Annotated in this window: 24 protein-coding genes; 6 read left to right on the top strand and 18 right to left on the bottom strand. The window is 37.7% G+C overall.

Annotation, left to right across the window (positions count from 1 at the left end; genetic code table 11):
• Positions 1 to 438 precede the first annotated feature (438 nt).
• The 12 genes from IGI46_RS19505 to IGI46_RS19450 all read right to left on the bottom strand — a co-directional run bounded on the left by IGI46_RS19505 (position 439) and on the right by IGI46_RS19450 (position 12,248).
• Positions 439 to 597: a hypothetical protein gene (locus IGI46_RS19505; RefSeq protein WP_429974087.1), complete on the bottom strand. Its 159-nt coding sequence runs from the start codon at positions 595 to 597 to the stop codon at positions 439 to 441.
• 3 nt (positions 598 to 600) lie between these two features.
• Entirely contained in the window at positions 601 to 1,659 is a 1,059-nt protein-coding gene (locus tag IGI46_RS19500; RefSeq protein WP_429974086.1) for a DUF6179 domain-containing protein, read from the bottom strand.
• On the bottom strand, positions 1,652 to 2,068 hold the full coding sequence (locus IGI46_RS19495; RefSeq protein WP_429974085.1) for a DUF6323 family protein: 417 nt from the start codon (positions 2,066 to 2,068) through the stop codon (positions 1,652 to 1,654). Before IGI46_RS19495 ends, IGI46_RS19500 begins: the two co-directional genes overlap by 8 nt.
• Before the next feature lie 218 nt (positions 2,069 to 2,286).
• Positions 2,287 to 2,736, bottom strand: coding sequence for a histidine phosphatase family protein (locus tag IGI46_RS19490; protein ID WP_429974083.1), 450 nt, complete (start codon positions 2,734 to 2,736; stop codon positions 2,287 to 2,289).
• A 58-nt stretch (positions 2,737 to 2,794) separates the two neighbouring features.
• On the bottom strand, positions 2,795 to 4,993 hold the full coding sequence (locus IGI46_RS19485; protein WP_429974082.1) for an ABC transporter permease: 2,199 nt from the start codon (positions 4,991 to 4,993) through the stop codon (positions 2,795 to 2,797).
• Positions 4,993 to 5,697, bottom strand: coding sequence for an ABC transporter ATP-binding protein (locus IGI46_RS19480; RefSeq protein WP_429965090.1), 705 nt, complete (start codon positions 5,695 to 5,697; stop codon positions 4,993 to 4,995). The genes IGI46_RS19485 and IGI46_RS19480 overlap by 1 nt, the downstream gene beginning before the upstream one ends.
• Before the next feature lie 2 nt (positions 5,698 to 5,699).
• The gene (locus IGI46_RS19475; RefSeq protein ID WP_429974081.1) at positions 5,700 to 6,290 is read right to left on the bottom strand and encodes a TetR/AcrR family transcriptional regulator; all 591 of its coding nucleotides are present in this window, start codon (positions 6,288 to 6,290) and stop codon (positions 5,700 to 5,702) included.
• A gap of 142 nt (positions 6,291 to 6,432) precedes the next feature.
• Positions 6,433 to 7,095 carry a ribulose-phosphate 3-epimerase gene (locus IGI46_RS19470; protein ID WP_429974080.1) on the bottom strand — a complete coding sequence of 221 codons (663 nt, stop codon included), beginning with the start codon at positions 7,093 to 7,095 and terminating at the stop codon, positions 6,433 to 6,435.
• A 15-nt stretch (positions 7,096 to 7,110) separates the two neighbouring features.
• Positions 7,111 to 7,989, bottom strand: a complete 879-nt coding sequence (locus IGI46_RS19465; RefSeq protein ID WP_429974079.1) for a class II fructose-bisphosphate aldolase — start codon at positions 7,987 to 7,989, stop codon at positions 7,111 to 7,113.
• Positions 7,990 to 8,126: 137 nt separating this feature from the next.
• Positions 8,127 to 8,840 (bottom strand): GntR family transcriptional regulator, encoded by a 714-nt coding sequence (locus IGI46_RS19460; RefSeq protein WP_207703240.1) that lies wholly within the window; start codon positions 8,838 to 8,840, stop codon positions 8,127 to 8,129.
• 154 nt (positions 8,841 to 8,994) lie between these two features.
• Positions 8,995 to 10,029: a zinc-dependent alcohol dehydrogenase gene (locus IGI46_RS19455; protein ID WP_429965094.1), complete on the bottom strand. Its 1,035-nt coding sequence runs from the start codon at positions 10,027 to 10,029 to the stop codon at positions 8,995 to 8,997.
• A gap of 608 nt (positions 10,030 to 10,637) precedes the next feature.
• On the bottom strand, positions 10,638 to 12,248 hold the full coding sequence (locus IGI46_RS19450; protein WP_429974078.1) for an NlpC/P60 family protein: 1,611 nt from the start codon (positions 12,246 to 12,248) through the stop codon (positions 10,638 to 10,640).
• Positions 12,249 to 12,517: 269 nt separating this feature from the next.
• Here IGI46_RS19450 and IGI46_RS19445 point away from each other — a divergent pair, with 269 nt between their 5' ends.
• Both IGI46_RS19445 and IGI46_RS19440 read left to right on the top strand, forming a co-directional pair.
• Positions 12,518 to 13,489, top strand: a complete 972-nt coding sequence (locus IGI46_RS19445) for a GIY-YIG nuclease family protein (RefSeq protein WP_429974077.1) — start codon at positions 12,518 to 12,520, stop codon at positions 13,487 to 13,489.
• A 67-nt stretch (positions 13,490 to 13,556) separates the two neighbouring features.
• A complete protein-coding gene (locus tag IGI46_RS19440) occupies positions 13,557 to 14,051 on the top strand; it encodes a GyrI-like domain-containing protein (protein ID WP_429965097.1) in 495 nt (164 codons plus the stop codon).
• A gap of 47 nt (positions 14,052 to 14,098) precedes the next feature.
• Here IGI46_RS19440 and mgsA read toward each other — a convergent pair whose 3' ends face one another.
• On the bottom strand, positions 14,099 to 14,521 hold the full coding sequence (gene mgsA, locus IGI46_RS19435) for a methylglyoxal synthase (RefSeq protein WP_207704738.1): 423 nt from the start codon (positions 14,519 to 14,521) through the stop codon (positions 14,099 to 14,101).
• A gap of 19 nt (positions 14,522 to 14,540) precedes the next feature.
• Complete coding sequence (locus tag IGI46_RS19430; protein WP_429965098.1) at positions 14,541 to 15,155, bottom strand: histidine phosphatase family protein; 615 nt, start codon at positions 15,153 to 15,155, stop codon at positions 14,541 to 14,543.
• Between the two features lie 666 nt (positions 15,156 to 15,821).
• Here IGI46_RS19430 and IGI46_RS19425 point away from each other — a divergent pair.
• The 3 genes from IGI46_RS19425 (at position 15,822) to IGI46_RS19415 (ending at position 18,272) form a co-directional block, all read left to right on the top strand.
• Positions 15,822 to 17,081 (top strand): cytochrome P450, encoded by a 1,260-nt coding sequence (locus tag IGI46_RS19425; RefSeq protein WP_429974076.1) that lies wholly within the window; start codon positions 15,822 to 15,824, stop codon positions 17,079 to 17,081.
• 62 nt (positions 17,082 to 17,143) lie between these two features.
• Positions 17,144 to 17,821: a YoaK family protein gene (locus IGI46_RS19420; RefSeq protein ID WP_429966067.1), complete on the top strand. Its 678-nt coding sequence runs from the start codon at positions 17,144 to 17,146 to the stop codon at positions 17,819 to 17,821.
• A 187-nt stretch (positions 17,822 to 18,008) separates the two neighbouring features.
• A complete protein-coding gene (locus IGI46_RS19415; RefSeq protein WP_207704742.1) occupies positions 18,009 to 18,272 on the top strand; it encodes a DUF6442 family protein in 264 nt (87 codons plus the stop codon).
• Between the two features lie 74 nt (positions 18,273 to 18,346).
• Here the strand turns inward: IGI46_RS19415 and IGI46_RS19410 are convergent, their stop codons facing one another.
• Positions 18,347 to 18,757 carry a YybH family protein gene (locus tag IGI46_RS19410; protein ID WP_429965100.1) on the bottom strand — a complete coding sequence of 137 codons (411 nt, stop codon included), beginning with the start codon at positions 18,755 to 18,757 and terminating at the stop codon, positions 18,347 to 18,349.
• Positions 18,758 to 19,107: 350 nt separating this feature from the next.
• Between IGI46_RS19410 and IGI46_RS19405 the strand changes: the two genes are divergently transcribed.
• The gene (locus IGI46_RS19405) at positions 19,108 to 19,854 is read left to right on the top strand and encodes an ElyC/SanA/YdcF family protein (protein WP_429965101.1); all 747 of its coding nucleotides are present in this window, start codon (positions 19,108 to 19,110) and stop codon (positions 19,852 to 19,854) included.
• 46 nt (positions 19,855 to 19,900) lie between these two features.
• On the opposite strand, the gene IGI46_RS19400 is transcribed toward IGI46_RS19405, so the two are convergent.
• Genes IGI46_RS19400 through IGI46_RS19390 form a run of 3 tightly spaced genes read right to left on the bottom strand, consistent with a single transcriptional unit; the run spans position 19,901 to position 22,121 of the window.
• Complete coding sequence (locus IGI46_RS19400; RefSeq protein WP_429965102.1) at positions 19,901 to 20,719, bottom strand: MetQ/NlpA family ABC transporter substrate-binding protein; 819 nt, start codon at positions 20,717 to 20,719, stop codon at positions 19,901 to 19,903.
• Positions 20,720 to 20,730: 11 nt separating this feature from the next.
• The gene (locus IGI46_RS19395; RefSeq protein WP_207704746.1) at positions 20,731 to 21,402 is read right to left on the bottom strand and encodes a methionine ABC transporter permease; all 672 of its coding nucleotides are present in this window, start codon (positions 21,400 to 21,402) and stop codon (positions 20,731 to 20,733) included.
• Complete coding sequence (locus IGI46_RS19390) at positions 21,399 to 22,121, bottom strand: ATP-binding cassette domain-containing protein (protein WP_429965103.1); 723 nt, start codon at positions 22,119 to 22,121, stop codon at positions 21,399 to 21,401. The genes IGI46_RS19395 and IGI46_RS19390 overlap by 4 nt, the downstream gene beginning before the upstream one ends.
• Between the last annotated feature and the right edge of the window lie 218 nt (positions 22,122 to 22,339).

Here is a 22,339-nt window from a genome sequence, read left to right as displayed (position 1 = left end):
GTATAAGGATAATTTCCAGATTTGTCCATTTTTCTGAGAGGATCTTCTTTATTGCAGCGAACGAACGAAAATATCCAACGCTCAGTGATTATTTAGTTAGCTGTCTTTTCTAAATAAAGACATTTTATCAGCGACTGAAACAAAGAATCGAAGCTGTGCCTTATATTCCTAGTTTTTCGTACTTTTCCCTTTTTAGATTAATTCGGAAAATCTTAGCAATACAGCAATACTAAGATAAATTCCATAATATTATTATGGTAAACTAAAAATGCTGTATATTACAATCTATTTGAACTACCACCCGCAGACCCTTTGAGATAGCTTTGATCCTTAACATATTCTCCGATTTACCTTAATCATTAAAAAATTAAGGTGGCGCACACCACTTGCATTCAAGTAAAATTATTATGTTAACCGAATACTCAAATCTGAAAAATACTACGAAAAATCTCTTTCACCAATTGTAAATTGCTGTAGAGCTTTAGTTACCTCTACTCTTTGTTGTGGTTCCAATCGCTGAACAAATGATTTTACACCTTCAATCGTTAACTCCTCATCCCCCTCCAGTAAAAGCACATCATCCCAAGATTTAAGCATCCCCTACTGATACTGATTCACAAGCAGCAACAATCCCAAACCTAATTCGAATGAAACTTCTTTCAATAATTGAAGGCAACATTCGCGAGAAACTAACTCCTGTTCTAAAAAATCCAACAAGTCATAAGGTGAAGTGATTTTCTCCAATAGAAAATGTACCTGATCCTGTTGGTTTTTTAACGTTTCAACGGTTTCTAGCATTCGAGTAAAGTCATTTGCTGGCATTGCAGAAATTAATGTCAGCTCATATTGCAAAGACTCCTCCAGCAGCAAAACATTTTTTATTGACGCCGGTTCATCCAATGAAAGAACACGTTGAACAAAGCGCTGAAAGGTTTTCTGGTGATATGGATGCTCTACTAAAAATTGCGTTAATTCAGCTGGAATGCTCCTTTGCTGAATAATGCTATAAACAAATTGGGCCTCTGGTTCTGTTAACAAAAGGGAAAGTGTTGAAGATCTTGCTATTTTTTTAGCGATCCATTGATCAAAAATCAATTGATACAAATTATTAATATCCTTTCGATAATCAAACCCTAACCTTTGCGTATAGACCTGCAGGATTTCGCGAACCTGACTGGGAGGAATGAAATCTATAAACTTATTTTCTGATGATAAACGAGTCAAGTACTGCTGAATAAAATCAATGCCTTGATACTGAAGGTCGTTAACTGGGTTCGCTAGTTGGTAATCAATTAGTCCTGCCCCCGAAACAGTTGCGCTATAGTCTAAATTGTAAGATTTGAAAAATCCTCCTATTTCGTCCAAAGTATCCTTGATTGATTCAATTTCAAAATTTTTATAATCACTCGCAAGCTGCTGATACAAGACAAATGTATACTGCAGCTTTGCTGTCAGAAGCTCTTTTCCATTGTTAAAGCGTTCTACAACAGAATTTCCTTTTTCAGCATGATCCATGACAAATAGAATAGATGCACGGATTTCTTGGATCTCATCTACAGGCATCACTCTTGTTCCGCTTAACCGCTGTTGGACCTTGTGAATCAAAAATCGACGAAATTCCTCATCGTTGGAATAGCTTAACTCAAACAATTCAGTCATCCTCCTTTAGCGTTGGAAAATCCTCAATATATCCTTGAACGTATTCTAAGTTGCCATCAAACTTTTCATAGATTTCTTGGATTTTTTCCCAGAGGGTTTCATCTTCTGCTGGCTGCAGACTATGCAAATAATAAAAACTTTCCTGCAGCACCTCCACCATAGTCAAATATTCATTTTTTACCATACGACGCTCTTGAGCAGCCTGTTCCATAAAATGAAGTGTGTTGGATAAACTAAAATCGATTAATTGATAATCTTTTAATGCCTGGTCACGATTATCCAATACTTCTTCAACATCTACAGTCGTTAACGAAAATGATTGATTGTTTAACTGTAATAGCTGATTCACCTGTTGGACTATCTGAAGCTTAGTTTGTTGATTAAATAACGACAACTCATAATTCTCCATCTGCTTCCCCTACCCTTCCACAGACTAAATACCATAGTTTGGTAGGGAAGACAATCTTGAATTATAGCTCATTTTGTGGTATTATGAAGAAGTAGAAAAACGAGGGAAAATACTTTCTTAAACTTTTTTTAATGAATTTCTGATTTGATTTTTGGTCAACATAATTATAAAAAAACAGTGAGCACATTAAACTGTACTCGCTGTTTTGTATTTATCCGTTAGCTAGTTTTTAACTCTTTTTTGCCATTTTCTATATAATGTACATCATTGACCGAATGGATAGTAAATTTTCCATCGTCATAAGAAACGGTGGTAATACTGCCATTTTTCAAATCAAAACGAATCGGTCGTGATGAAACGATTAAGGAAAGGAAAAAGGCAATAGTATACCCATATGTCATAACTAAATCATTCCCTCCCTGCTTGTTCTCACAGCTTTTGGCAATTGATTCAAAGCCATCCCAAATACGCTTTTCAATTTCAGTATACAACTCAGCCCATCCAGTCGTATCGACTGTAACAATTGCATCTGCCAATTCTTTATAAGTAATCGGTTTGGAGACAATTTCATCAGGGTTGTCCAAATTTAAAACTTTGGTTAACACACCCCATAGTATTAAAAAAGAAAAATCTCTCGTGCTGATGATCAAATAAATAATTGTCAACATTCGCTTATCCTAATGAAAATTGTCACCAAGCAAAAATAAAGAATCCCCTTTTACTAATTTAGTCTTCTTGTACCTTTAAACCTTCTACAATATCCAGCTTCTCAATGTAGCGATTAGACAACAAGATACGAGTACTACCCATTAGAAAAACAATGGTCGCTGAAATCAGGTAGCTTTTTAAGGAAACAATCGGATACAATGCAAAGGTGTTTTGTGAAAATTCCCCCTTGATGGCCTGCAACAACTGATAGCCCAGAAAAAATCCAAGAGGAATAGCTAAAATCAACTGTAAAAGGGTCTCTTTTCCAATTGCCGACAAAATACGTCGTTTGGAGTATCCCATAATATTCATAAACATATATTCAAATTCTCGTACTGTTAGGTTCATCAAGTTCATGCACATAATGACCGTAATCCCTAAAATGACTGAACATATAATCAGAAAAATAATTAGAATTCCCATATTGTCTAGTAGAGAACGGAACATTTCGCGATCGTTATTAGCTGTGGTGAATACCATATTTTGGTTTTTCAAATGCTGTTCTAGCTTTTCAGGGTGGTCTGATTGTACGTATAACGTATTGTAAACTCTTGGCAGATCATCAAATATTGACTCAGCATAATCATAGGAAGTAAAGATACTTAATCCCATACCTAGTGGTAAGATACACGATACCTTAACAGATCGGTCATCAATTTTTATGGTGTCTCCTACCGTTACCTGCCATTTCTCAGCATAGTATTCTGGAATAATTATTCCCTCACGCAGCATTTCATCTGCTAATTCAAGCGTATCAACCTGCCCATCTAGAATAATCAAGGAATACTCCTCACCATTTACTTTGGTAACCATTTGCAAAGCTTTGTCCTCTTTTTGAATCAAGGTGTCCTCCACCAAGTCATCTGTTAACTGCTGAGGTTGACTTTCAATAATTAAGTCATAACTTGCAAAGGTACGAAAATATTGATTTGTTACCTCTTTTAGCGAATCATTAAAGCCGAATGAAAACACCAGTAATGCTGCCGAAGCCGCTATTCCTAAGATCATCAGAAAAAAGCGTCCCTTATTACGTAAGCTTGTCTTAAAAGCATAGCGAGTATTAAAGGAAACATATTTCCACACTTTTGTGTTTCGCCGTTTGGCTGAGATTTTTGGAACCCGCGGGCTCATAGATGTATACGGGTATTCTCGCAAAATATCGAGCATGGAGAGAATACTAAATATCCAACAACCAATAGTTGAAACTCCGATGGTGATTAGCCAATACAAAGGATTGAAGGCAACTGTCAGATCAGGTACCTCAATCATGCTAGCAAAAATCGTCAACAACCATTTAGACACTGGCAAGCTTAATAAGCAGCCTGCTATTGAACTAAGTAGTCCCATTAAAACAAACTGGAAAGTATAAATTTTGATAATACCCCAATTGTTTCGTCCCAACGCTTTCATAACACCAATTTGCTTATGCTCTTTTAAAATAGTTCGTCGCAGCAGAATAAAAATGATACCAAAAGAAAGCAGCCAGAAAATAGTTGGGAAAATGTACGCAAAGGAAATAAACTGATCCAAATCTCCCTCAAACATTTGATAGTTGATCTGGTCCGTCTGTCGTGTAAATGCTTCATAAGCTACAATTTTTTTTACCTGTTTTTCACTAATTCGCTGATCATTTCGCAGCAATATTTGATTGTACACTGGCGAAAAATCTTCAGAAACAAATGCTATAGCAAAGTTTTCCTTGTCAGCAATCATTGTTCGAGCGTTTTGAACATAGTAGACATATTCAGGCGATGAGACAATTCCAACAACTTTCAAAATTTGATCACCGGCAATGAGAGTATCTCCCAGCTGCGTCTTATTCATTCTAGCGTATTGACTAATCACTGCGCATTCATCTTTTGCTTTGGCAAGGCGGCCTTTTTCTAGTTTTAACTGATTGGTAGTTCGGGTTTGGGAAATTAGACGAGTTGTCAGGTCATCCTTCTTTACATCGTGAACCCAACGACCTTCAACATTGCTTGCATTCAGATCATTTTTCAGCGCAGCAATATCACTGTCTTTAAATTTACCTTGTAACGTGACATCTGCGTAGTGATAGCTGGCGAAGTAATTTTTGGTCGTCTGTTCATAGGTGTCCTTGAAAGAGAAAAGAGTGGAGAAAAAAAGTGAAGCAATTAGTATCAGCAGCCCCATCCCTAACTGCTGACCGAAGTGATTTTTCATTTTACGGAACATATATTTCATTGAGGTTCTCATTACCATTCCACCTCACTCGGTGCTAACGGTGTTTCATTCTCAATATATTCAATGATTTCTCCGCTGCGCATGCGTAAAACAACATCAGCAATTTTAGCAATTTCTTTACTGTGGGTAATAAAAATGACCGTACTGTTGTGAGCCTCCTTGACCTGCTTTAATACTTCCAAAATCCGAATACCCGTCTCAAAATCTAGAGCACCTGTTGGCTCATCACATAAAAGAATTTCAGGAGCTTTAGCGATCGCCCGTGCAATGGAAATCCGCTGTTGCTCGCCTCCTGATAATTGTCCAGGAAAATGATGCATTCGTCCTTTTAATCCTACTGAAGCTACTGCCTTTTCAGCCTCCTCACTTGAATGATTAACAATCTCAGTGGAGAATTCAACATTTTCCAATGCACTTAGATCCGGCAGAAGATTATAGCTTTGAAAAACAAAACCAATCTTTTCTTTACGAAAATCAGTCATTTGAACTTTGTTTAACTTCGTAATATCAGTTCCTTCAAAAATAATTTCTCCGGTTGTGGGCTTATCCATACAGCCAATCATGTTCAAAAAGGTCGATTTTCCCGAACCGCTCTCCCCTAAAACTACGATAAACTTATTCTTAGGTAAATCAATTGAAATATTTTTGAGTGCCTGAACTGTCGACTCACCTTCTCCATAATTTTTAGAGAGACTTTTGATTTGAAAAATACTCATTTTCACACCTCCAAGTAATTTAATAAACCGTCCAACATAACCTCAACTGTGGCATCTAGATAATCCTCAATCATAATTTTTTTATGGCTGACACCAAAATAAATTATGTGCACATAATTCTGTAATATTTCTGGCTGTTTATTCTCTAAACCCAGTTGCTTGAATAGTTCACGATAGTTCTTCTGTTCCATTTCCTCCATTTTTTTTAGTGTTGTTCTGTCATGGCGTTCTAAAAAACTTTGAATATCGTCATGAGCTTCGATGAAAAAAGCAATTTGCGGGTCATGAAAAATCTTTAGAATCAACTGCTTGATTTGCAATCGTTTTTCTGAAGAAGGAGCATCTTTTAAATGGGTTACTCCGATTTTTACCTGGTTGAAAGCTTCCTCATGAATTTGATAAAGCAGCTCGTACAAGAAATCGTCCTTTGAACGGAACGAGTGATAAAATGATCCTTTAGCGATTCCGGCAGCCTTGGCAATATCATCTACACTTATTTTTTTTATTCCATATCGAAAGATTAATTCTTTTCCCTCAAGCAACAACTGGTGCTTTTGTAGTTCTTTTTCTTCTGGTGTTAATTCTCTTGGCATAAAACCCCTGCTTTCTCAAAAACCGTAATGACCACTTTATTCAATATGGTCATTATACTGGAATATAAAGATTTTGTAAATAATAATTAGTCTTTTATTGCGACAAAAAAGGATCAAGTCTAATTACACTCAATCCTCCAGTCTAATTTATTGATTGTTCCATTGCTTGAACTTTGTCCCTGTAAGAGCCAGTTTTTTTATTAAATAATGCTGAGGTTCCCACTACATATAGATCTACCCCAAATTGGCTAATCGCTTTTGCCGTTTCAGCATATATGTTCCCATCAACCTCAATTAGTGGCCTAGTAGTTTTACTAGAAAGTTCTTGGTTTAACCTAGCTATTTTATCCAACACATGATGTTGAAAAGGCTGACCAGCAAAGCCAGGATTAACAGTCATTATCAAGACCAACTCCAGGTCATCAAGAAAAGGAAAAATTGATTCAATTGGCGTCTCAGGACTTACTGCAATTCCTACTCCACAATTTGATGCATGTATTTGATCAATGATTTTACTAGGATCCTTCACCGTTTCAATATGAAAAGTAATATAATCCGGTTTTGTTTGCACAAACATTGACACATATTTTTCTGGAGTAACACATGCTAAGTGAATATCGGTCGTAAATTGTTGGGTCTGTATAATTGGTTCCAGAACATAAGGCCCCATTGCAAGATTATTCACAAATTGACCATCCATAACATCACAATGAAGCCAGTCAATTCCAGCTTCATTTAACGACCTCAACTCTTTAGCTAAATTCAATTGATCGGCACACATGATTGAAGCTACCACTTTACTCATGAATTTATCCCCTTTTTATGGATTCATAAAAATTGCCATGGCGTCTTTAGCATTTTTTTTCATTGCCTCTGTGGCAGCTAGCGAAATCTCGTCAAAGAAAATAGGAGCTTCAGCATCCCTACTCTCAAGAAAATCCTTTACCGCGTTGCCCGCAGCTTTATTCATGTAAGTGTAGTAGTTAATTTTACAAATACCGTTATTGATAGCGATTTTATAATTTTCTTCTGAAACACCAGACCCGCCGTGCATTACGAAAGGTACATCAACTTTATCTTTGATCAGTGTAATCCTATCCAGATCCAATTTTGGCTCTTTCAAGTATACCCCATGAACAGTTCCAAAACCGATCGCTAAACAATCTACATCCGTTTCCTCTACAAAATGTTTCGCCAAATCAGGATCGGTATACACATCATCCAAATCTTCATAGTCTTCACTAGAATCTGATCCGCGTCCTTCCCCGCCACCGACAGCCGAAGTGAATATGTGTCCCAATTCAGCTTCTACTGAAACACCTACTGCATGAGCAATTTTTACAATTTCTTTGGTTTCATCCCGATTAACCTCGTATTCTTTGCTGGAAGCATCGTACATAACTGAGGTAAAACCAATTTGTATAGCTTTAACACACATTTCAAAAGTTGCTCCATGATCTAGATGAACAGCAACTGGAACTTTTGCTTTATGGGCATAATCCAACATTAACGGACCAATTTCTTCTATTGATACTAAGCCTTCATGGACTTCAGCATGTTGTAGAATAACTGGTGAGTTCAATTCTTCAGCTGCTTCAATTACTGCTCTGATGGCTTCCAAATTTGGAACATTAAATGCTCCTACGGCGTATTTATTCTTTTTTGCATCAGCTAAAAGTTCTTTTAAGGTTACTAACATAGTACTCCTCCTTGGTATTTGAAGAATTCTTTTAGAGAAAAAAGATTCTAATTCTCACTACAACGCCTCTTCCACTATCTGGATCGCAGCTAGCTTGTTACTTGATACTTTTTCTGCGAAGAAGTAGAGAGGCTGTTCTATTCCCGGTTAAAGCGATATTCTAAATTGGTTGAAAAAACGTCCGTATATACATAAGAAATTTCAATCGGTTTGTCCTCAAAATAGGCCACATTATTGACCACCATAACCACCGCCGGATTGGAGATATTCAGATGTTGAATTTCTGTATAGTTCGCCATTCGGGCATTAATTTTTTGACTGATGATTTCGGGATAAATTCCAAATTCATTTAGGGTTTTCCATAAAGATTTGTCCGTTAAATCAGAAGTCACAATTTCCGGACAGCGAGCTAAAGGAATAAAACTTTCAGTTAAGGAATAGACCATGCCGTCAACGCTCCGCAGTCGTAAAAGATAAAATACGTAGTCGTTTTCCTTAATCCCAAGCTTTTCACTAAGTTGATTATCGGCTTCCAATATGTTTTTCTTTAATACCTTTGAACTTATCTTCTTCTTTTTGGAAACAATATCTTCATAGAAACCAGAAATATGCATACTTGAATTGATTTTTACATCGCGATCTGGAATGATGAACCCTTTTCCTTCGATATAAGTCACAATTCCTTGTTTTTCCAAAGATTCCAGCGCCCTCTTAATAGTAGTCCGGCTAACCTTAAAGGTATCTGACAATTTTCTTTCACTAGGCAATGGTTTGCCTTGTCCGTTCAGAACCTTGGCCAAATTTTGAATATCGTCACTAATTTTTTTATATTTTGGAATGAATTCTTCCATTAAGAAACCTCCTTATTTGTCTGTTCCTACAAGAAAATCTCCCATTAAAGAATTCTCTAAGCAGACAGCCTTGCTTGATTTATTGTCAATCTGATTATATCTTATTTTTTAAAGTCGACATAAGTTTAAGGAAAAAGCCAGACTATCCAGTTAGTTAAAACTTCACCACTACCCGATATTTATCCCCCTTTATTGCTGACTCAAAGCCCTTCCCTACTTCATCAAAGGTAACAATTTCACTAATAAATGGTCGTACATCAATTGTTCGTTCACTAATCATTTTAGCTGCTCGAATAAAATCTCGACTATTGGAGTTAGCAGTTCCACGAATACTGTAACCGCCTTTATGCAGTTGATCTGGACTGAAGCCAATTGGTTCATCCGGATAGAAGGAAGAATAAAGAATCACTCGTCCAGTATTGGCTACAACTCCGACTGAATCCTGAACCAAATCAGCAATTGGTGTTGTATCAAAAACAACATTAGCGCCTAAACCATGAGAAATTTTAGCTACCTCCTTGGCTAAATTTTGTGTACCCGAATTTACTGTATAACGTGCACCGTTTTCCTTAGCTAAAATCAAACGTTCCTCATTCAGATCACAGGCTACAACAGTAGCACCACTTTTTACTGATAAAGCGATGTGCAATTGCCCCATAATGCCACAGCCAATTACGACTACTAAATCTCCATATTGAATATCAGCAGTCTCGCAGCTGTGAACTACACAAGATAACGGTTCTGTTAACGCTGCTTCTTCTGCGGACACATTGTAATAATGGAACAAATGCTTTGGCTCTACCAGCATATACTCCGACAAACCACCCATTCCTTTGTGAGGGAGTCCTTCCAAATGCTTACTGTGATCAAAATCTAAACAGTTTTGCTCTTCACCGCTTTTGCAAAATTCACAATTGCCACAGGCTAAATTCGTACCAAAAACAACCTTATCACCAATCTTCCAATTCTTCGTATCAATCTCACTGCCTAAATCAACAATCTCGGCTGCAATTTCATGGCCGCCAATAAATGGATACTCAACCTTTTTTACACCAGTGTATACTCGCTGCTCCCATGTACAAATAGCACACGCATCAATCCGAATCAAAATCTTATTGGAGGATGCTTTGGGTTTCGTACACTCCTCAATTTGTAGGTCCTTTACTCCGTAAAAAACTGCTGTTTTCATTTAACCATCCCTTAAAATATATTTAGCGTACTAAAGATTACGCTTATTACCACAAGAATTAGAATAACCGTGATGGATTTTAACATTCTATTTTCAATAGATATAAAGCTAGTAATGTACTTTCTAGAATATAAGATGCTTTAAAAAATTTTCCTAAAATTCTCCTTATTTCAGCTAAACTCTGACAACTTAGATAATAGTTGTCAAGGAAGTTGCAACTAAATTTATGGTATACGTACTTGATAGGTTTACTCACTAGCAAAATCTTTTTCAATGAATGTCTACTTCTAAGATTTTTTTATTTCAATTTCTCTACAAAAAAATCCTTTGGACTTAAAAAAGAACCGTCGGCACTATTCGCAAGATAAATATAACTTGTGGAAACTTATTTGTCAACAAGCAAAAAAGCAAGGCTGCTAAGACCATCTCTAAATAAGCTCTTAGTAGTTTTAAAAAGTATTAATTACTCAAAAGAATGAATAGTAACTATCTTTCACACAATAAATTTTTTAGTTTGAATTTAGCTCTTTTTTTGCATTTCTACACAATAAAAAACAAGCAAGCAGTGCATACTTTGTATACATCGCTTGCTTGTATCTTTTAAAAAATTAGTAGTCTACACGTACTCCAAAATCGGGTGTGAAATATTGAGTAGAACCATGTTTTACATCTTCCCCTGGTTGAGAAGCGTGGATGTAACCATCACCACCGGTTGAAATAGCTACGTGGTAGGTGGCACCCTGGTCACCCCAAAATAACAAATCACCTTGTTGTGCTTGATCAACTGCAATTTGAGTACCTGATGATTCTTGTGGTACTGTCCATGCACCAATGTCTTGTCCGGTTACTTGCTTATAAACATATTGCGTGAAGCCAGAACAGTCAAAACCGTCTGGGGTTCTGCCTCCCCATTCATAAGGAGTTCCCACATACTTTTCAGCTTCTTGAACAATCGCTTCGCCAGTCGAATTTACCTGGTTTGGCTGTGTTTGGTCGACAGCAGGCTGTTCAGGTGCTGGTTGCTGTTGATCATTGGTTGTGTTATTTGACTGATTTGCATCTGGTGTTGCTTGTTCTGCACCATTCGTCGTTTCAGTATTATCTACAACAGGTGTCTCAACTTGATTTGTAGAATCTGGAGCAGGAGCTTCCTCCGGTGTCACAACATTATCCACAGCTGGTGTAGTATCCACCTGGACAGGAGTCTCTGGAACTACTTGATTTTCTGGTAAAGCAGGTGTTTCCGTTACTGCAGGCGTCTCCGCTACGGCCACATTTTCAACAACTGGTGTTGGAGTGACATTGGCAGTGTAGTCCACAGCAGGTGCTGGCTCAGTTGTCACAGCTCCTTGGCCCACGATAACAGTTTGACCAGAATAAATCACATTATCCTGTAAGTTATTCCATGCAGAAAAATCTTGCGTAGTAATTCCAAAATTGGATGTAATAGAAGCTACCGTATCGCCAGATTGAACCACATATTGAGTTGCAGGTTCTGCTGCAGGAGTTGATGCAACAGGTGCTGGCGTTGCAACGACTGGCTGAGGCACTGCTGCAGTATCATATTTAGTTAAATCATTTTCTTCAATCGTTGATATCAAAGCATCTGAATAGCCAGGTTGTTGGTTAAAACGACCTTCTAAAGCTTTTACCGCCGCTTGATAATCGCCAGCATTTGTTTTCCAGCTACTTGCAAAGTACAAATCCTGACCGTCTTTTTCAGTAGTTTTCATGATTTCTACATAGTCTTGAGCGGCTTCCTTAAAGGAACCATATGCTTTCAGTTCTTTTTTCGAAGTTACAGAAGCTCCGTCTGTGAAATCTTCTTTGTCTAGCATCGCTGATTGACCTTTATATTGGCCTTCAAATCCGAATAAATTGTAATAAGGAGCTTTAGCAAAACTGTTTTGTCCCCAGTTACTTTCTATTATTGCTTGAGCCATCATTACTGAGGCATATAAGTCATTTTTTTCTGCTAAAGGTTCCACAACCTTAGCGACTTCGCTGATGAATGCGGCTTTATCAACATTTGATGCAGAGACAGTATTGTCGTTCTCTACAGCTTCTACTTTGTTCACACCAAATAGCGGTGCCGCTACAGAACAGGTTACTAATGCGGTTCCGACAACAGCCGATCCCTTCTTTAGATATTGATAATTATTAGTAAAACGACGCTTTTGTTGGCGTAGTTCTCTGCGTGTGAGTACTTTCTTCTCCATTAACACCTCTCCATTCAATAAAATTATTACTTCACTTTCGATTATAGCACATTTGAGAAAATCCAGTTACCAAAAGCTTAGATTTTTTTCAACTTTTTGGATCAAAATTGATGTTTGCTGACGCTTGCACAAATTAATTCTTTTGGTAAGCACATGTTTCTTGCATTAAATTAACAAAAAATAAAGTTAATGAACTCATTTCTTTTTGAGTCTTCTCTGTCGAATTTTCGCCTCCAAACGATTACAATAGAATCAGTTAGGAGGTCACTATGTTAACACTTAAAGAAAAAGTGAAACAGCTTCCTGAAACACCAGGAATTTACTACATGAAAAACGTGAAAAACCAAGTAATCTACGTAGGAAAAGCCAAAAATTTGAACCGACGCGTCAGTTCCTACTTCGTAAACAGTAAAGCACATGCCAATAAAACAAAGCAAATGATCCGCTTGATTGATCATTTTGACTTTCAATTAGTAAACACTGAATTTGACGCCTTAATTTTGGAGTGCGAGACCATTCATCGATTGCGTCCGCCCTTTAATCGGTTAATGAATCATTATGAGGAGTATGGTTATTTCCAATTTCTTAATGAGTCTCCTTTTTTTAAAGTTTTGGATGATTGGTCTGACCAAGGTTTTGTTATTGGTCCTTTCTATCGGAAAAGTAAAATGCTGGAATTCAAGAATACAATGAACAGTGTCTATCACTTGGAAGGACCTTTGCGTTATGCCAAAGGAGTCGTTGCAGATTATCAAAATATTCCACCTGAAAAGGAATTTCTCTTGCGTCTGGAAGAGATTAAACAAACGCTGCTAGGAAGATCCACCAATGTTTTGACTCGGATTGAAGAACGGGTGGAAGCAGCCAGTGCCCGTAAAGATTTTGAAGCCGCCCAAAGATGGTGGAGTAATTATTTGTTGATTGAGCGCTTTTTACGCCGTAACCGGCAACTGCTGCAGGCCACAAATAATTCAGTTTTTGTAGGTATATTATCAGAGAACAAAAAATATTATTGCTACCTCTATGTTAAAGGCCAGTTGATTAGTCGCGCTGTTTATCAAAGAAAACCTCAGCCTGACCAGGTTTATCGGCGTTTGATTAAACAAGTTTCTGCTAAGAATTGGCGCAGTTTGCAAGAAAAAAAATATTTGTGTAAACAAGATGTTGATCTTTTTCCGATCTTTTTTAATTACCTGAACCGCAATGGACAAATCATCCGTTTTTCATGGCCGGAGCTATAAAAGAATTTGTATTCGATTTCAAAGATTGTTACAATAAAATTACAACACCATAGAATGGAGCCATCGTATGCAGATTGAACAGATCCTAAAGCCTGAGCAATGGGTCGTATCAATGTCGACCCATATTTCCTACGAGCATTTGCCAAGATATATCGGCACTGCGTTCGCGGAGCTATCCGCCTACATTCAAAAAAATGAAGCCCAGTTAATGGGAACTCCCTATATTTCCTACTTGAACCTTGACGAAAATGGCCAGGCGAAAGATGAGTTGCAGTATGTAGAAATCGGCTTCCCAGTGGAACGTCTATTGCCTTCGACAGCAAGGTTTCAAGCCTATCAGCAAACTGCTTACTATGCAGTGCGTACGGTCTTTATTGGGGACTATGAGGTTTTGACTGCGCCTTATCAGGAGTTACTGCTAGCTATCAAAGAATTGAATGGTATTTTTGCTCAACGCAGCTATGAGTATTTCTTAACTGATTCAAACATACCTCTAGAACAACAGGAAACGATGATTGAATTGGCTTATCTCCCGAAGGAACGGGCCGAAAGTTTCAAATAAAAAAACAGCTAAGTCCGATTAAAAAAACGGACTTAGCTGTTTTTAGTTTACAAAGATAATGGTCGATTGTCACCTTCATGAACAATCTCACGAAAATCTGCTAAGCCCTCCTGCAGGCCCCGAATTAAGATTTCCGCCGTACCAATATTTGTTGCCAAAGGAATTTCGTACACATCACTCAAACGGATCAAGGCATTCACATCTGGTTCATGAGGCTGGGCAGCCAAAGGATCGCGCAAAAAAATTACCATGTCCATTTTATCTTCAGATATTAACGCACCAATTTGCTGGTCACCGCCTAGTGGTCCTGATTTGAAACGATGAACCTGTAAATCAGTAGCTGACATAATTCTAGTTCCAGTTGTTCCTGTAGCATACAATTGATGATCTTTTAGAATAATCTCATAAGCAGTTACTAGTTTTACCATCAAATCCTTCTTGCGGTCGTGGGCAATTAAAGCAATATTCAAATGATCTCTCCTTTTCTTATTAGAATGTTTGGCCCCATTGATCAAATACTAGCTGATTACATTCAGTATGAGCAATTGTTACACTCGCATTGGCAAAAGGTGCACCTTCTCTGGTCTTTGCTAAAGGAATACCTTGCAAAGTCTTCAGCAGAGTTCGCAGAACAATCCCGTGACTAACAATTAAAATCGTCCCATTAGGATATTGCTGCTTTAATTCTTCTAAAACTTCATTTGTGCGTGCCAATAAACTATCATAGGTTTCTGCCCCAATTGATTCAGCATCAAAAAGATCCGGGCGCTGCATATAGTGAGCAATCTCGGGATGGTCAGATACACTATCAATTTCTACCCCTTCCCACTCACCTAAATTCAGCTCAATTAAGCGGCTGTCCGTGGTCAGTGCATTGAGATCCAGGTGGCTGTGATGATCTAATAGAATTTCAGCTGTAGTCTGGGCTCTAACTTGGGTAGAAGATACCACTAAATCAAACGGAACATCCTTTAAGTTTTCTGCCAGACGATTGGTCGCTTCTATGCCTTCTCTTGTTAGAGGCGAATCCACAGTTGCTCCGTTAAAGCGCCTTTGACGGTTAATTTCCGTTTCTCCATGTCGAACAAAATAGAATATAGACAATTGATTCTCTCCTTTAGCAGCCTAAGCGTTTCTGCCTGTATGTGATTACAGTAATTCGTGTCAGTTGTTTTCATGATAAGTATACAATAACCTATCTCATAATTGAATGACCAATCCTTACAAAATCGCGAGAACTGACTGAATTCTCAAATGAAAAAAAATTTTCTTAGTTGTCTTGACGAAAATATTCATGTTCCTAGCGATGGATTTATTCTCATTTATTTTTGTTATACCCGGGATAAACAGGGAAAATCAAAATGAATATGGCTAAACTTGCAGAATCGCGGATAAATGAAATGAGCCATAATAGCATCTGAGCAAACCAAAGACCAGCTGCCAATAGTCTTTGTTTAAACGTAAAAGGCTAATAATATTAACAGATAATCGAGTAACCAGGCTGTTTACCCATGTCATCAACTGACAACCTAACTTAAAATAATCCAAATAGTAATTCTCGTATGATCTACCTTTTAACCGGCAACCTAAAAAAAAAAGAATCCATGGAAAACCTCTAAACAATTACTGAGCTGAATTGTGCTACTCTTTTTCATCGAGGCACAAAAAGTTTAGCTTCCCTTTCTTAGCTCCTTCAAGGTATATTTTTTGTGATTTGCGACGAAAAAAGCTACTCTTAAATAAGAGAACAAAAAAGAAAGGTGAGCAAAAATGAAACAAGTACCAGAAATTAAAATTAAAGTGACCGATGTGACTGAACGGCTAGACGAGGGATATTTGCTGTTAAGCGAATTGCGTAATGAGGCCGACGCTCCGGTTGTAAAGGCCCATCTGTTAAATAAGGAAATCATCGCTATCTACGGAGAAAATGCTGCAAAAATTTTCTATAATCCCCACAACTTTAAACGTGAAGGTGCGATGCCTAAACTGGTTTTAAAAACTTTATTTGGTGAAGAAGGTGTCCAAACACTTGATGGACAGGACCATACCCATCGCAAAAGCATTTTCATGGAGTTAATGAATCCTAAGCGGATGGAAGAATATCATCGCATTTTAGATCATCGCTTAACGGAAAAGTTGGATCAGCAGCATGGTGAATTTACATTATTTGATATAGCAAAAGATGTATTATTTCGTTCGATTTGTGAATGGTCCGGCATCAACTTAGCCAACTACAGCGAAAAAGAAATTGAGGAATTAACTAACTATCAAATTTCTATGATCAGCTCAGCTATCACCAGTCCGACTGCTCATCTTAAAGGTGTTGAAAACCGTAAAAAATCCGAAAAGTGGGCTCAGAGCCTGATTGAAAATGCTCGAATTAATCCCGTTCCTGGTAAAGAAGATGTTGCTTTGTATGCTTTTGCTCAGACAACTGATAGTAATGGGGAGCTTTTACCCATTGATACCGCAGCAGTGGAATTGCTTAACATTATTCGCCCAACTGTAGCCTTAACTGTTTGGATTACGTTAATGGGCCATGCCTTATACAGCCGACCCGATATTTACCAACGGTTGAAAGCAGATTTTTCTGAACTGCAGGATTCCTTCATTCAAGAGATGCGCCGTTACTATCCTTTCTTCCCGATGCTCCCAGCTTTTGCTATCAAGGATGTTGAGGTTGATGGATATTTGATTCCAAAAGATAGCTGGGTAGTTTTAGATATTTATTGTACGAATCATGACGAACGAACAATTGAAACGCCCGATGTTTTTCGTTTAAACCGTTATTTAGGCAACGAAAAGCACATTTCTTATGAGGAAGAATATGAAATGATCGCTCAAGGTGGAGGACAATTTGTTGAGATGCATCGCTGCGCTGGAGAATGGATCACCTTACACACAATGCGTGTATTCTCCGATCAACTAGTTAATAAATATACTTTTTCAATTCCTGAACAGGACTGGGATATTCCCATGAACAACTTTCCAACCTTCCCAAATAGCAAGGCTAAACTCTATAAAGAGTAGCCAGACAAAATCGTTGCCTTCTTTGTCTCATGAAAGCATAATGAACACGAATGGAAGTGGAAATTATGGAAACAAAAATACCTGTACATGAGACATTGATTATTGGGATTCTATTGGCGATGTCTGCTGGTGGCTTGGATGCTTATACCTATTTAGTTCATGGTGAAGTCTTTGCTGGGTTGCAGACAGGAAACTTAATTCTATTGGGTATTCATCTTTTTTTAAGAACTAGTATGGGCATTAGCCGCTATTTAATCGCAATCGGGGCATTTATGGTGGGAACCATTATTGTTCGATTCCTGCAGCAACATTACCCAGAAGAGCGTAAACCTAGAAGACAACTGATCGTGTTGGCTTGGGAAATTTTTTGTATCATAATTGTTGCATTATTTTCAAATCGAATCGCTGATTATTGGGCTAGTGCTTTGCTGTCACTTGCAGCTGCTGCCCAATTACAAGAATTTCGTAAACTTAAAGGTGCTCCTTTCACTTCTTTAATGATGACCGGTAATTTGCGCACTTTAGCAGCTGATCTAGCGGATGGCTTCTTTTCGAAGAATAAAAAGTCTTTTCAAAAAGCCGCGGACATTGGGACGATTATTCTTAGCTTTGTTTTTGGAGCTGCAGTAACTAGCTTACTGGTTCCACATTTGCAGAATCAAACCATTCTAGTCTCCGGCTTTTGGTTAATACTGGCTTTTATCCTGTTAATTCTCTCGCCACCCAAATCACTTGTGTGACAGTTATACATTAGTTGAGCTTGGTCTTAGTCGATTCACTCAGAAGTAGAATTTTTTGAGTGAATTGACTAAAACCAGCTTAATTTTTAGTTAATCTAACGTTTTTTTTAAGCCACAAAAACCAGTGACTTTGTAAGCGGAATCACGTATAATAGTTAAACACAGGGCTTGGTGAGGAGCGAAAAAGATGGAAAAACGACAGCAAAAAATGAGCAGCAATGAATTCGCAATGGGCACAGCTGCAGCCTTTAGTCTGATTTTAATGAGCATTCTGCTGATTGCTCGCATCATAACCGATCATGAAGTGATGGATATTTTAAGTCTGATCACTGGAGCAGTCGGAGCATTTTGTTATGGTAAATTTATTATGATTAAACATAAAAGCTGGTTAATTGTATCGGGTATTTTCTTCTTAGGCTGTGTATTCTTTTTCATGAAGTACATTTTGTAGTAAAAACAAATAGAAGCGAAGAGCTTGTCTTTACCAGGCAAGTTCTTCGCTTTTTGGTCTTCTTCTAAAGAGGTTTAAGTTTCTAAGAGAGAGGTGCCGTAGGAATTGTCGATTGCACACAGCCAGTGGTCTCCAACTTTTTGAAAGATGTAAGTAGCTCTTCGTTCCATCCCGAATTCAGAATTTTTAACTGCCGCTTCACTAGCCTCTAAAAAGGTTTGTGACAAGACTAAAACGACATTTCCGCCCGAAAGATACACCATCTTTCCTTCCACGGGTTTCATAGAATTATCAAAATATGCAGCAATCTTGATAAATGCTGACTTAATTTGTTCTCGTCCATGGGCTTCTAGCCCTGGCTTGACCACCAATGTTGCGTCCTCAGTGTAATAATTAACCAGCTCATCAAATTTTTCGACTTGGATCAGATGATCACATTCATCAATAATTTTTCTGATTTCTTTTTCGGCTTGTTTATCCTGCATCAAATCAACCTCCTACTAATTAGACTTTTTTGTCAATCCAGATATTCATACTACCAAACAGGCAACTAACGCAAGTTACTGTTGTCAAGAGTGCCAATCAAATAGATCTGCTCTTCCTTATAGTCATTATATGCTTCAAGTATAGGAAACAAAACTATTTTTTGCTGCAGGAATTTGTCCTTTTTCCAACTCTACTGCATCATGAACATCCATTAAATTAGTGATTTTCTTTCCCAGAAAATCAGCCAAATTTTTGTTGAAAGTTGCTTCATTTCACTATTACTGCCTATAAAAATGTTACAATACATACTAACGGTTTTACTCGAAACGTCAAGGAGGATTTTTCTATTATGTTAAAGGATCTAACTCTGCTAGTTGATTATCTGACTGATTTCCCCAAAAACGAGAGCTTCGAATCGGATACCTTGCTGATAGCCGGTAACAGCATTCCTGAGTTGACAGAAGCAGCCGCTGATTTTTGTCAGCAGCAGAGCAGTATTAAACAAATAATTTTTGCTGGTGGTATTGGTCATGGAACGCAGCGTCTTATTGATAGTATCAAGAAACGTGGTCCAAAAATGACCCTAGCTGATTGGCAAAAAAAATCAGAGGCCGAGATAACAGCTGCCTTGTTTGACAGTTATTATCCTAACCATAAACTAACTTTCTATCTTGATATGAAATCTTCCAATACAGGGGAAAATGCCCGTTTCTCTCGTGATCTCTTTACAGAAAACCAAAGACCTAAAAGTTTCTGGTTAGTTCAAGATCCACTTTTGCAATTGCGCAGTCATGTTACCCTAGCTAAAGAATGGCATTTGCCTCAACCGTCTATTCAGCCGGTTCCTTTAGAACAGCCAGTTTTAATCGGCTATCATCAAGGCCCGCATTTTGCTAACTTAGCAATGGATAATTGGTGGAGTAACGAATATTTTCTTTCCTTAGTAATTGGTGAGGTTCGTCGTCTGCAGGATACTTCAGAGGGTTATGGTCCTAAAGGTGCCAACTTCATCCCTCATGTGGATGTGCCAAAAAATATTGTTGATAGTTACCAACGTTGTCAGTTGCTTCTAAAAAAAGATGTTCGTGAAGTCTAAAAATAAAACCCCTGAAACAATACTCAGGGGTTTTTCAAGCTTTAAATTAGAAGGCTGGAATATTCGCCCCATCTGAACTGTTTTTAATATAATCAGCTACTTCTTTGGTGGTCATCGCTTCTTTTAAAACTTTAATTTTCTCACTATCTTTTTCTCCATCACGAGTCACTACTTGCAAAGCATAGTGTTTACTTGCGTCTTCAGCCTCTAACAAAATAGCGTCGTCTGTAGTCAGTTTAATGGGTTTTAAATATGCTGGATAACAGAATACCATTGCAATGTCACTCTCATCATAGGCTTTTGCCAAATTTAACAAGTCAACTCTTTCAAATTTTAGGTTTTTAGGGTTTTCTACAACATCATCAATTGTGCCGTCAAAACCTACTCCCTCTTTTAATTGAATCACACCTTTGGCATTCAGAATTGCTAAAGCCCTGCCTTCATTGGTCGGATCACTAGGAATGCCAACTTTCCCATTGTCGGGAAGTTCGTTTGCAGCGTTGTATTCTTTAGAATAAAAACCTCCGGCAAAATAATAAATTGGTTGAACTGCTACCAAATCAGCTTTTTTCTCTTGATTAAACATTTTCATAAATGGTTCGTGTTGCGCAAAGTTTGCATCAGCCTCTTCATGTTGCACGGCATCATTGTAAGCTACATTGTCACTAACTTCCATAATATTAATAGTGTAGCCCTTTTTTTCAGCTTCCTTTTTGGCAATTTCTAAAATATCTTTTGAAGATTCCAATTGAACCGCCACGGTAATTTCTTTAGTATCCTTAGTAGTCGCAGTATCTTTTCCTCCACATGCAGCAAAAACCACTGTCGCAGCCAAGGCTAACCCAGCAAAATAAATTTTTTTCATTCTTTCTCCTCCTATTTTCGTTTATCGATTTTTTGGGCAATCAAATTCCCTATCATTTGTAAAATAAAGACTAACGCAATCATAATGATAATAGCAATGTACATAATTCCATATTCATAGCGCTGGTAGCCCACTCGAACTGCGAAATCGCCAATCCCGCCGCCACCAACTACGCCCATTACTGTTGAATAAGAAACCATGCTGACTGTGGTAGTGGTGTAAGCTAAAACCAATCCACTTCGTGCTTCTACCAGTAAAAAATTCCAAATATACTGTAATCGAGAGGTTCCTAATGAATTAGATAAAAAGTAAATTTCCTCCGGCACGTCTAAAAGAACTTGTTCCACCAATCGGGCAAAAATGGCTACCGCAACAATACTTAATGGGACTGATGAAGGTATTGGACCAAAAGCCTTCCCCAATAGTGATCGGGTCACTGGAATCAAAGCAATCACAAATAATAAATACGGAAACGATCGTACTACTGTCACGAGAAAGTTCAACAACCAATACAAACCTAAGTGATTACCTTTTACCTTGGGATTAGCCAAAAACAATCCTAACCCTAATGGCAAACCAATTACCAAACAAAAAAACATAGAAATGACCATCATAATACCGGTTTCTTTCAATCCCATCAATAATGAAGGCCAATATTCTATTAAAGTTTCTGAGAAGATCATAAACTTAAACTCCTTTCCACTTTTTCTAAGTAGGAAAGTTTTTCATCTGAAAATTTACGGGGATTGTTTTTGAACTCTCCGACTAACTGACCATTTTCCATTACTAGAATTCGTTCACACAAACTTTTTACCGTTTCCAATTCATGACTAACAAAAAAAATGATTGGCTTTAGTTCCTGATGCGTTTTGTGCAACAATCGAACCACAGCTTCAGTATTTTCCTCATCGAGTGAACTAGTTGCTTCATCACAAAGCAGAAATTTAGGATCTCTGCTTAATGCTCGAGCAATCGACACTCGCTGCTTCTCACCTCCCGAAAGTTGGCTAGGGTAAGATTTAGCTTTATGTTCCATACCTACAAATTCTAATAGACTTTGAATTTTCTCTGGTTGTTGTTTCTTGAGCAACTTTAGCGGGAGAGCCACATTGTCGTATACTTTCAAGTTTTCCAATAAATTGTAGTTCTGGAAAATCATGCCCATTTGCTGCTGCCGTTGACGAATATTTTTTTTTGATAGAGTTTGAACATCCACTCCATCAATCAAAACTTTTCCAGAGCTTGGTTGTTCCATCAAATTCAACAGACGCAGCAGAGTTGTCTTACCAGAACCACTTTTTCCGACAATTCCGACAATTTCACCTGGTTGAACTGAAAAGGTTGTCTCTCTAAGTGCCTTAATTTCCCCATAGCTCTTCGAAACATTTATCATCTCTAACATAGTTGCCCCCTAAGATAAAGTAACAGAATATAACAATATAAATATCTGTATCAATATATCTGAAAAACGGAATCTCGATATACCTCGGAAAATAATCGAATTCCTGATATCGGTTTATAACTATACCTATAATCCCTTAAAACGAGAAAAAATTCAAGTCTTTTATTTTTTTGGCGAATAAACCACCTGTTTTTCATCTGTATTATTTTATAGCATGA

The sequence above is a fragment of the Enterococcus sp. AZ163 genome (assembly GCF_050498925.1).
Lineage (GTDB): Bacteria > Bacillota > Bacilli > Lactobacillales > Enterococcaceae > Enterococcus_A > Enterococcus_A ferrettii.
The sequence above is the reverse complement of the archived record's forward strand: the minus strand, read 5'-3'. Positions and strand labels throughout refer to the sequence as shown.

What these genes read in the sequence shown, in the direction of transcription:
- IGI46_RS19400 (WP_429965102.1), bottom strand. Translation starts at nt 20,719, where the DNA reads ATGAAAAAAATTTATTTTGCTGGGTTAGCCTTGGCTGCGACAGTGGTT.
- IGI46_RS19480 (WP_429965090.1), bottom strand. Translation starts at nt 5,697, where the DNA reads ATGAGTATTTTTCAAATCAAAAGTCTCTCTAAAAATTATGGAGAAGGT.
- IGI46_RS19490 (WP_429974083.1), bottom strand. Translation starts at nt 2,736, where the DNA reads ATGTTGACAATTATTTATTTGATCATCAGCACGAGAGATTTTTCTTTT.
- IGI46_RS19495 (WP_429974085.1), bottom strand. Translation starts at nt 2,068, where the DNA reads ATGGAGAATTATGAGTTGTCGTTATTTAATCAACAAACTAAGCTTCAG.
- IGI46_RS19450 (WP_429974078.1), bottom strand. Translation starts at nt 12,248, where the DNA reads ATGGAGAAGAAAGTACTCACACGCAGAGAACTACGCCAACAAAAGCGT.
- IGI46_RS19405 (WP_429965101.1), top strand. Translation starts at nt 19,108, where the DNA reads ATGTTAAAGGATCTAACTCTGCTAGTTGATTATCTGACTGATTTCCCC.
- IGI46_RS19445 (WP_429974077.1), top strand. Translation starts at nt 12,518, where the DNA reads ATGTTAACACTTAAAGAAAAAGTGAAACAGCTTCCTGAAACACCAGGA.
- IGI46_RS19440 (WP_429965097.1), top strand. Translation starts at nt 13,557, where the DNA reads ATGCAGATTGAACAGATCCTAAAGCCTGAGCAATGGGTCGTATCAATG.
- IGI46_RS19410 (WP_429965100.1), bottom strand. Translation starts at nt 18,757, where the DNA reads ATGCAGGATAAACAAGCCGAAAAAGAAATCAGAAAAATTATTGATGAA.
- IGI46_RS19465 (WP_429974079.1), bottom strand. Translation starts at nt 7,989, where the DNA reads ATGTTAGTAACCTTAAAAGAACTTTTAGCTGATGCAAAAAAGAATAAA.
- IGI46_RS19425 (WP_429974076.1), top strand. Translation starts at nt 15,822, where the DNA reads ATGAAACAAGTACCAGAAATTAAAATTAAAGTGACCGATGTGACTGAA.
- IGI46_RS19505 (WP_429974087.1), bottom strand. Translation starts at nt 597, where the DNA reads ATGCTTAAATCTTGGGATGATGTGCTTTTACTGGAGGGGGATGAGGAG.
- IGI46_RS19475 (WP_429974081.1), bottom strand. Translation starts at nt 6,290, where the DNA reads ATGCCAAGAGAATTAACACCAGAAGAAAAAGAACTACAAAAGCACCAG.
- IGI46_RS19485 (WP_429974082.1), bottom strand. Translation starts at nt 4,993, where the DNA reads ATGAGAACCTCAATGAAATATATGTTCCGTAAAATGAAAAATCACTTC.
- IGI46_RS19390 (WP_429965103.1), bottom strand. Translation starts at nt 22,121, where the DNA reads ATGTTAGAGATGATAAATGTTTCGAAGAGCTATGGGGAAATTAAGGCA.
- IGI46_RS19460 (WP_207703240.1), bottom strand. Translation starts at nt 8,840, where the DNA reads ATGGAAGAATTCATTCCAAAATATAAAAAAATTAGTGACGATATTCAA.
- IGI46_RS19415 (WP_207704742.1), top strand. Translation starts at nt 18,009, where the DNA reads ATGGAAAAACGACAGCAAAAAATGAGCAGCAATGAATTCGCAATGGGC.
- IGI46_RS19395 (WP_207704746.1), bottom strand. Translation starts at nt 21,402, where the DNA reads ATGATCTTCTCAGAAACTTTAATAGAATATTGGCCTTCATTATTGATG.
- IGI46_RS19500 (WP_429974086.1), bottom strand. Translation starts at nt 1,659, where the DNA reads ATGACTGAATTGTTTGAGTTAAGCTATTCCAACGATGAGGAATTTCGT.
- IGI46_RS19455 (WP_429965094.1), bottom strand. Translation starts at nt 10,029, where the DNA reads ATGAAAACAGCAGTTTTTTACGGAGTAAAGGACCTACAAATTGAGGAG.
- IGI46_RS19470 (WP_429974080.1), bottom strand. Translation starts at nt 7,095, where the DNA reads ATGAGTAAAGTGGTAGCTTCAATCATGTGTGCCGATCAATTGAATTTA.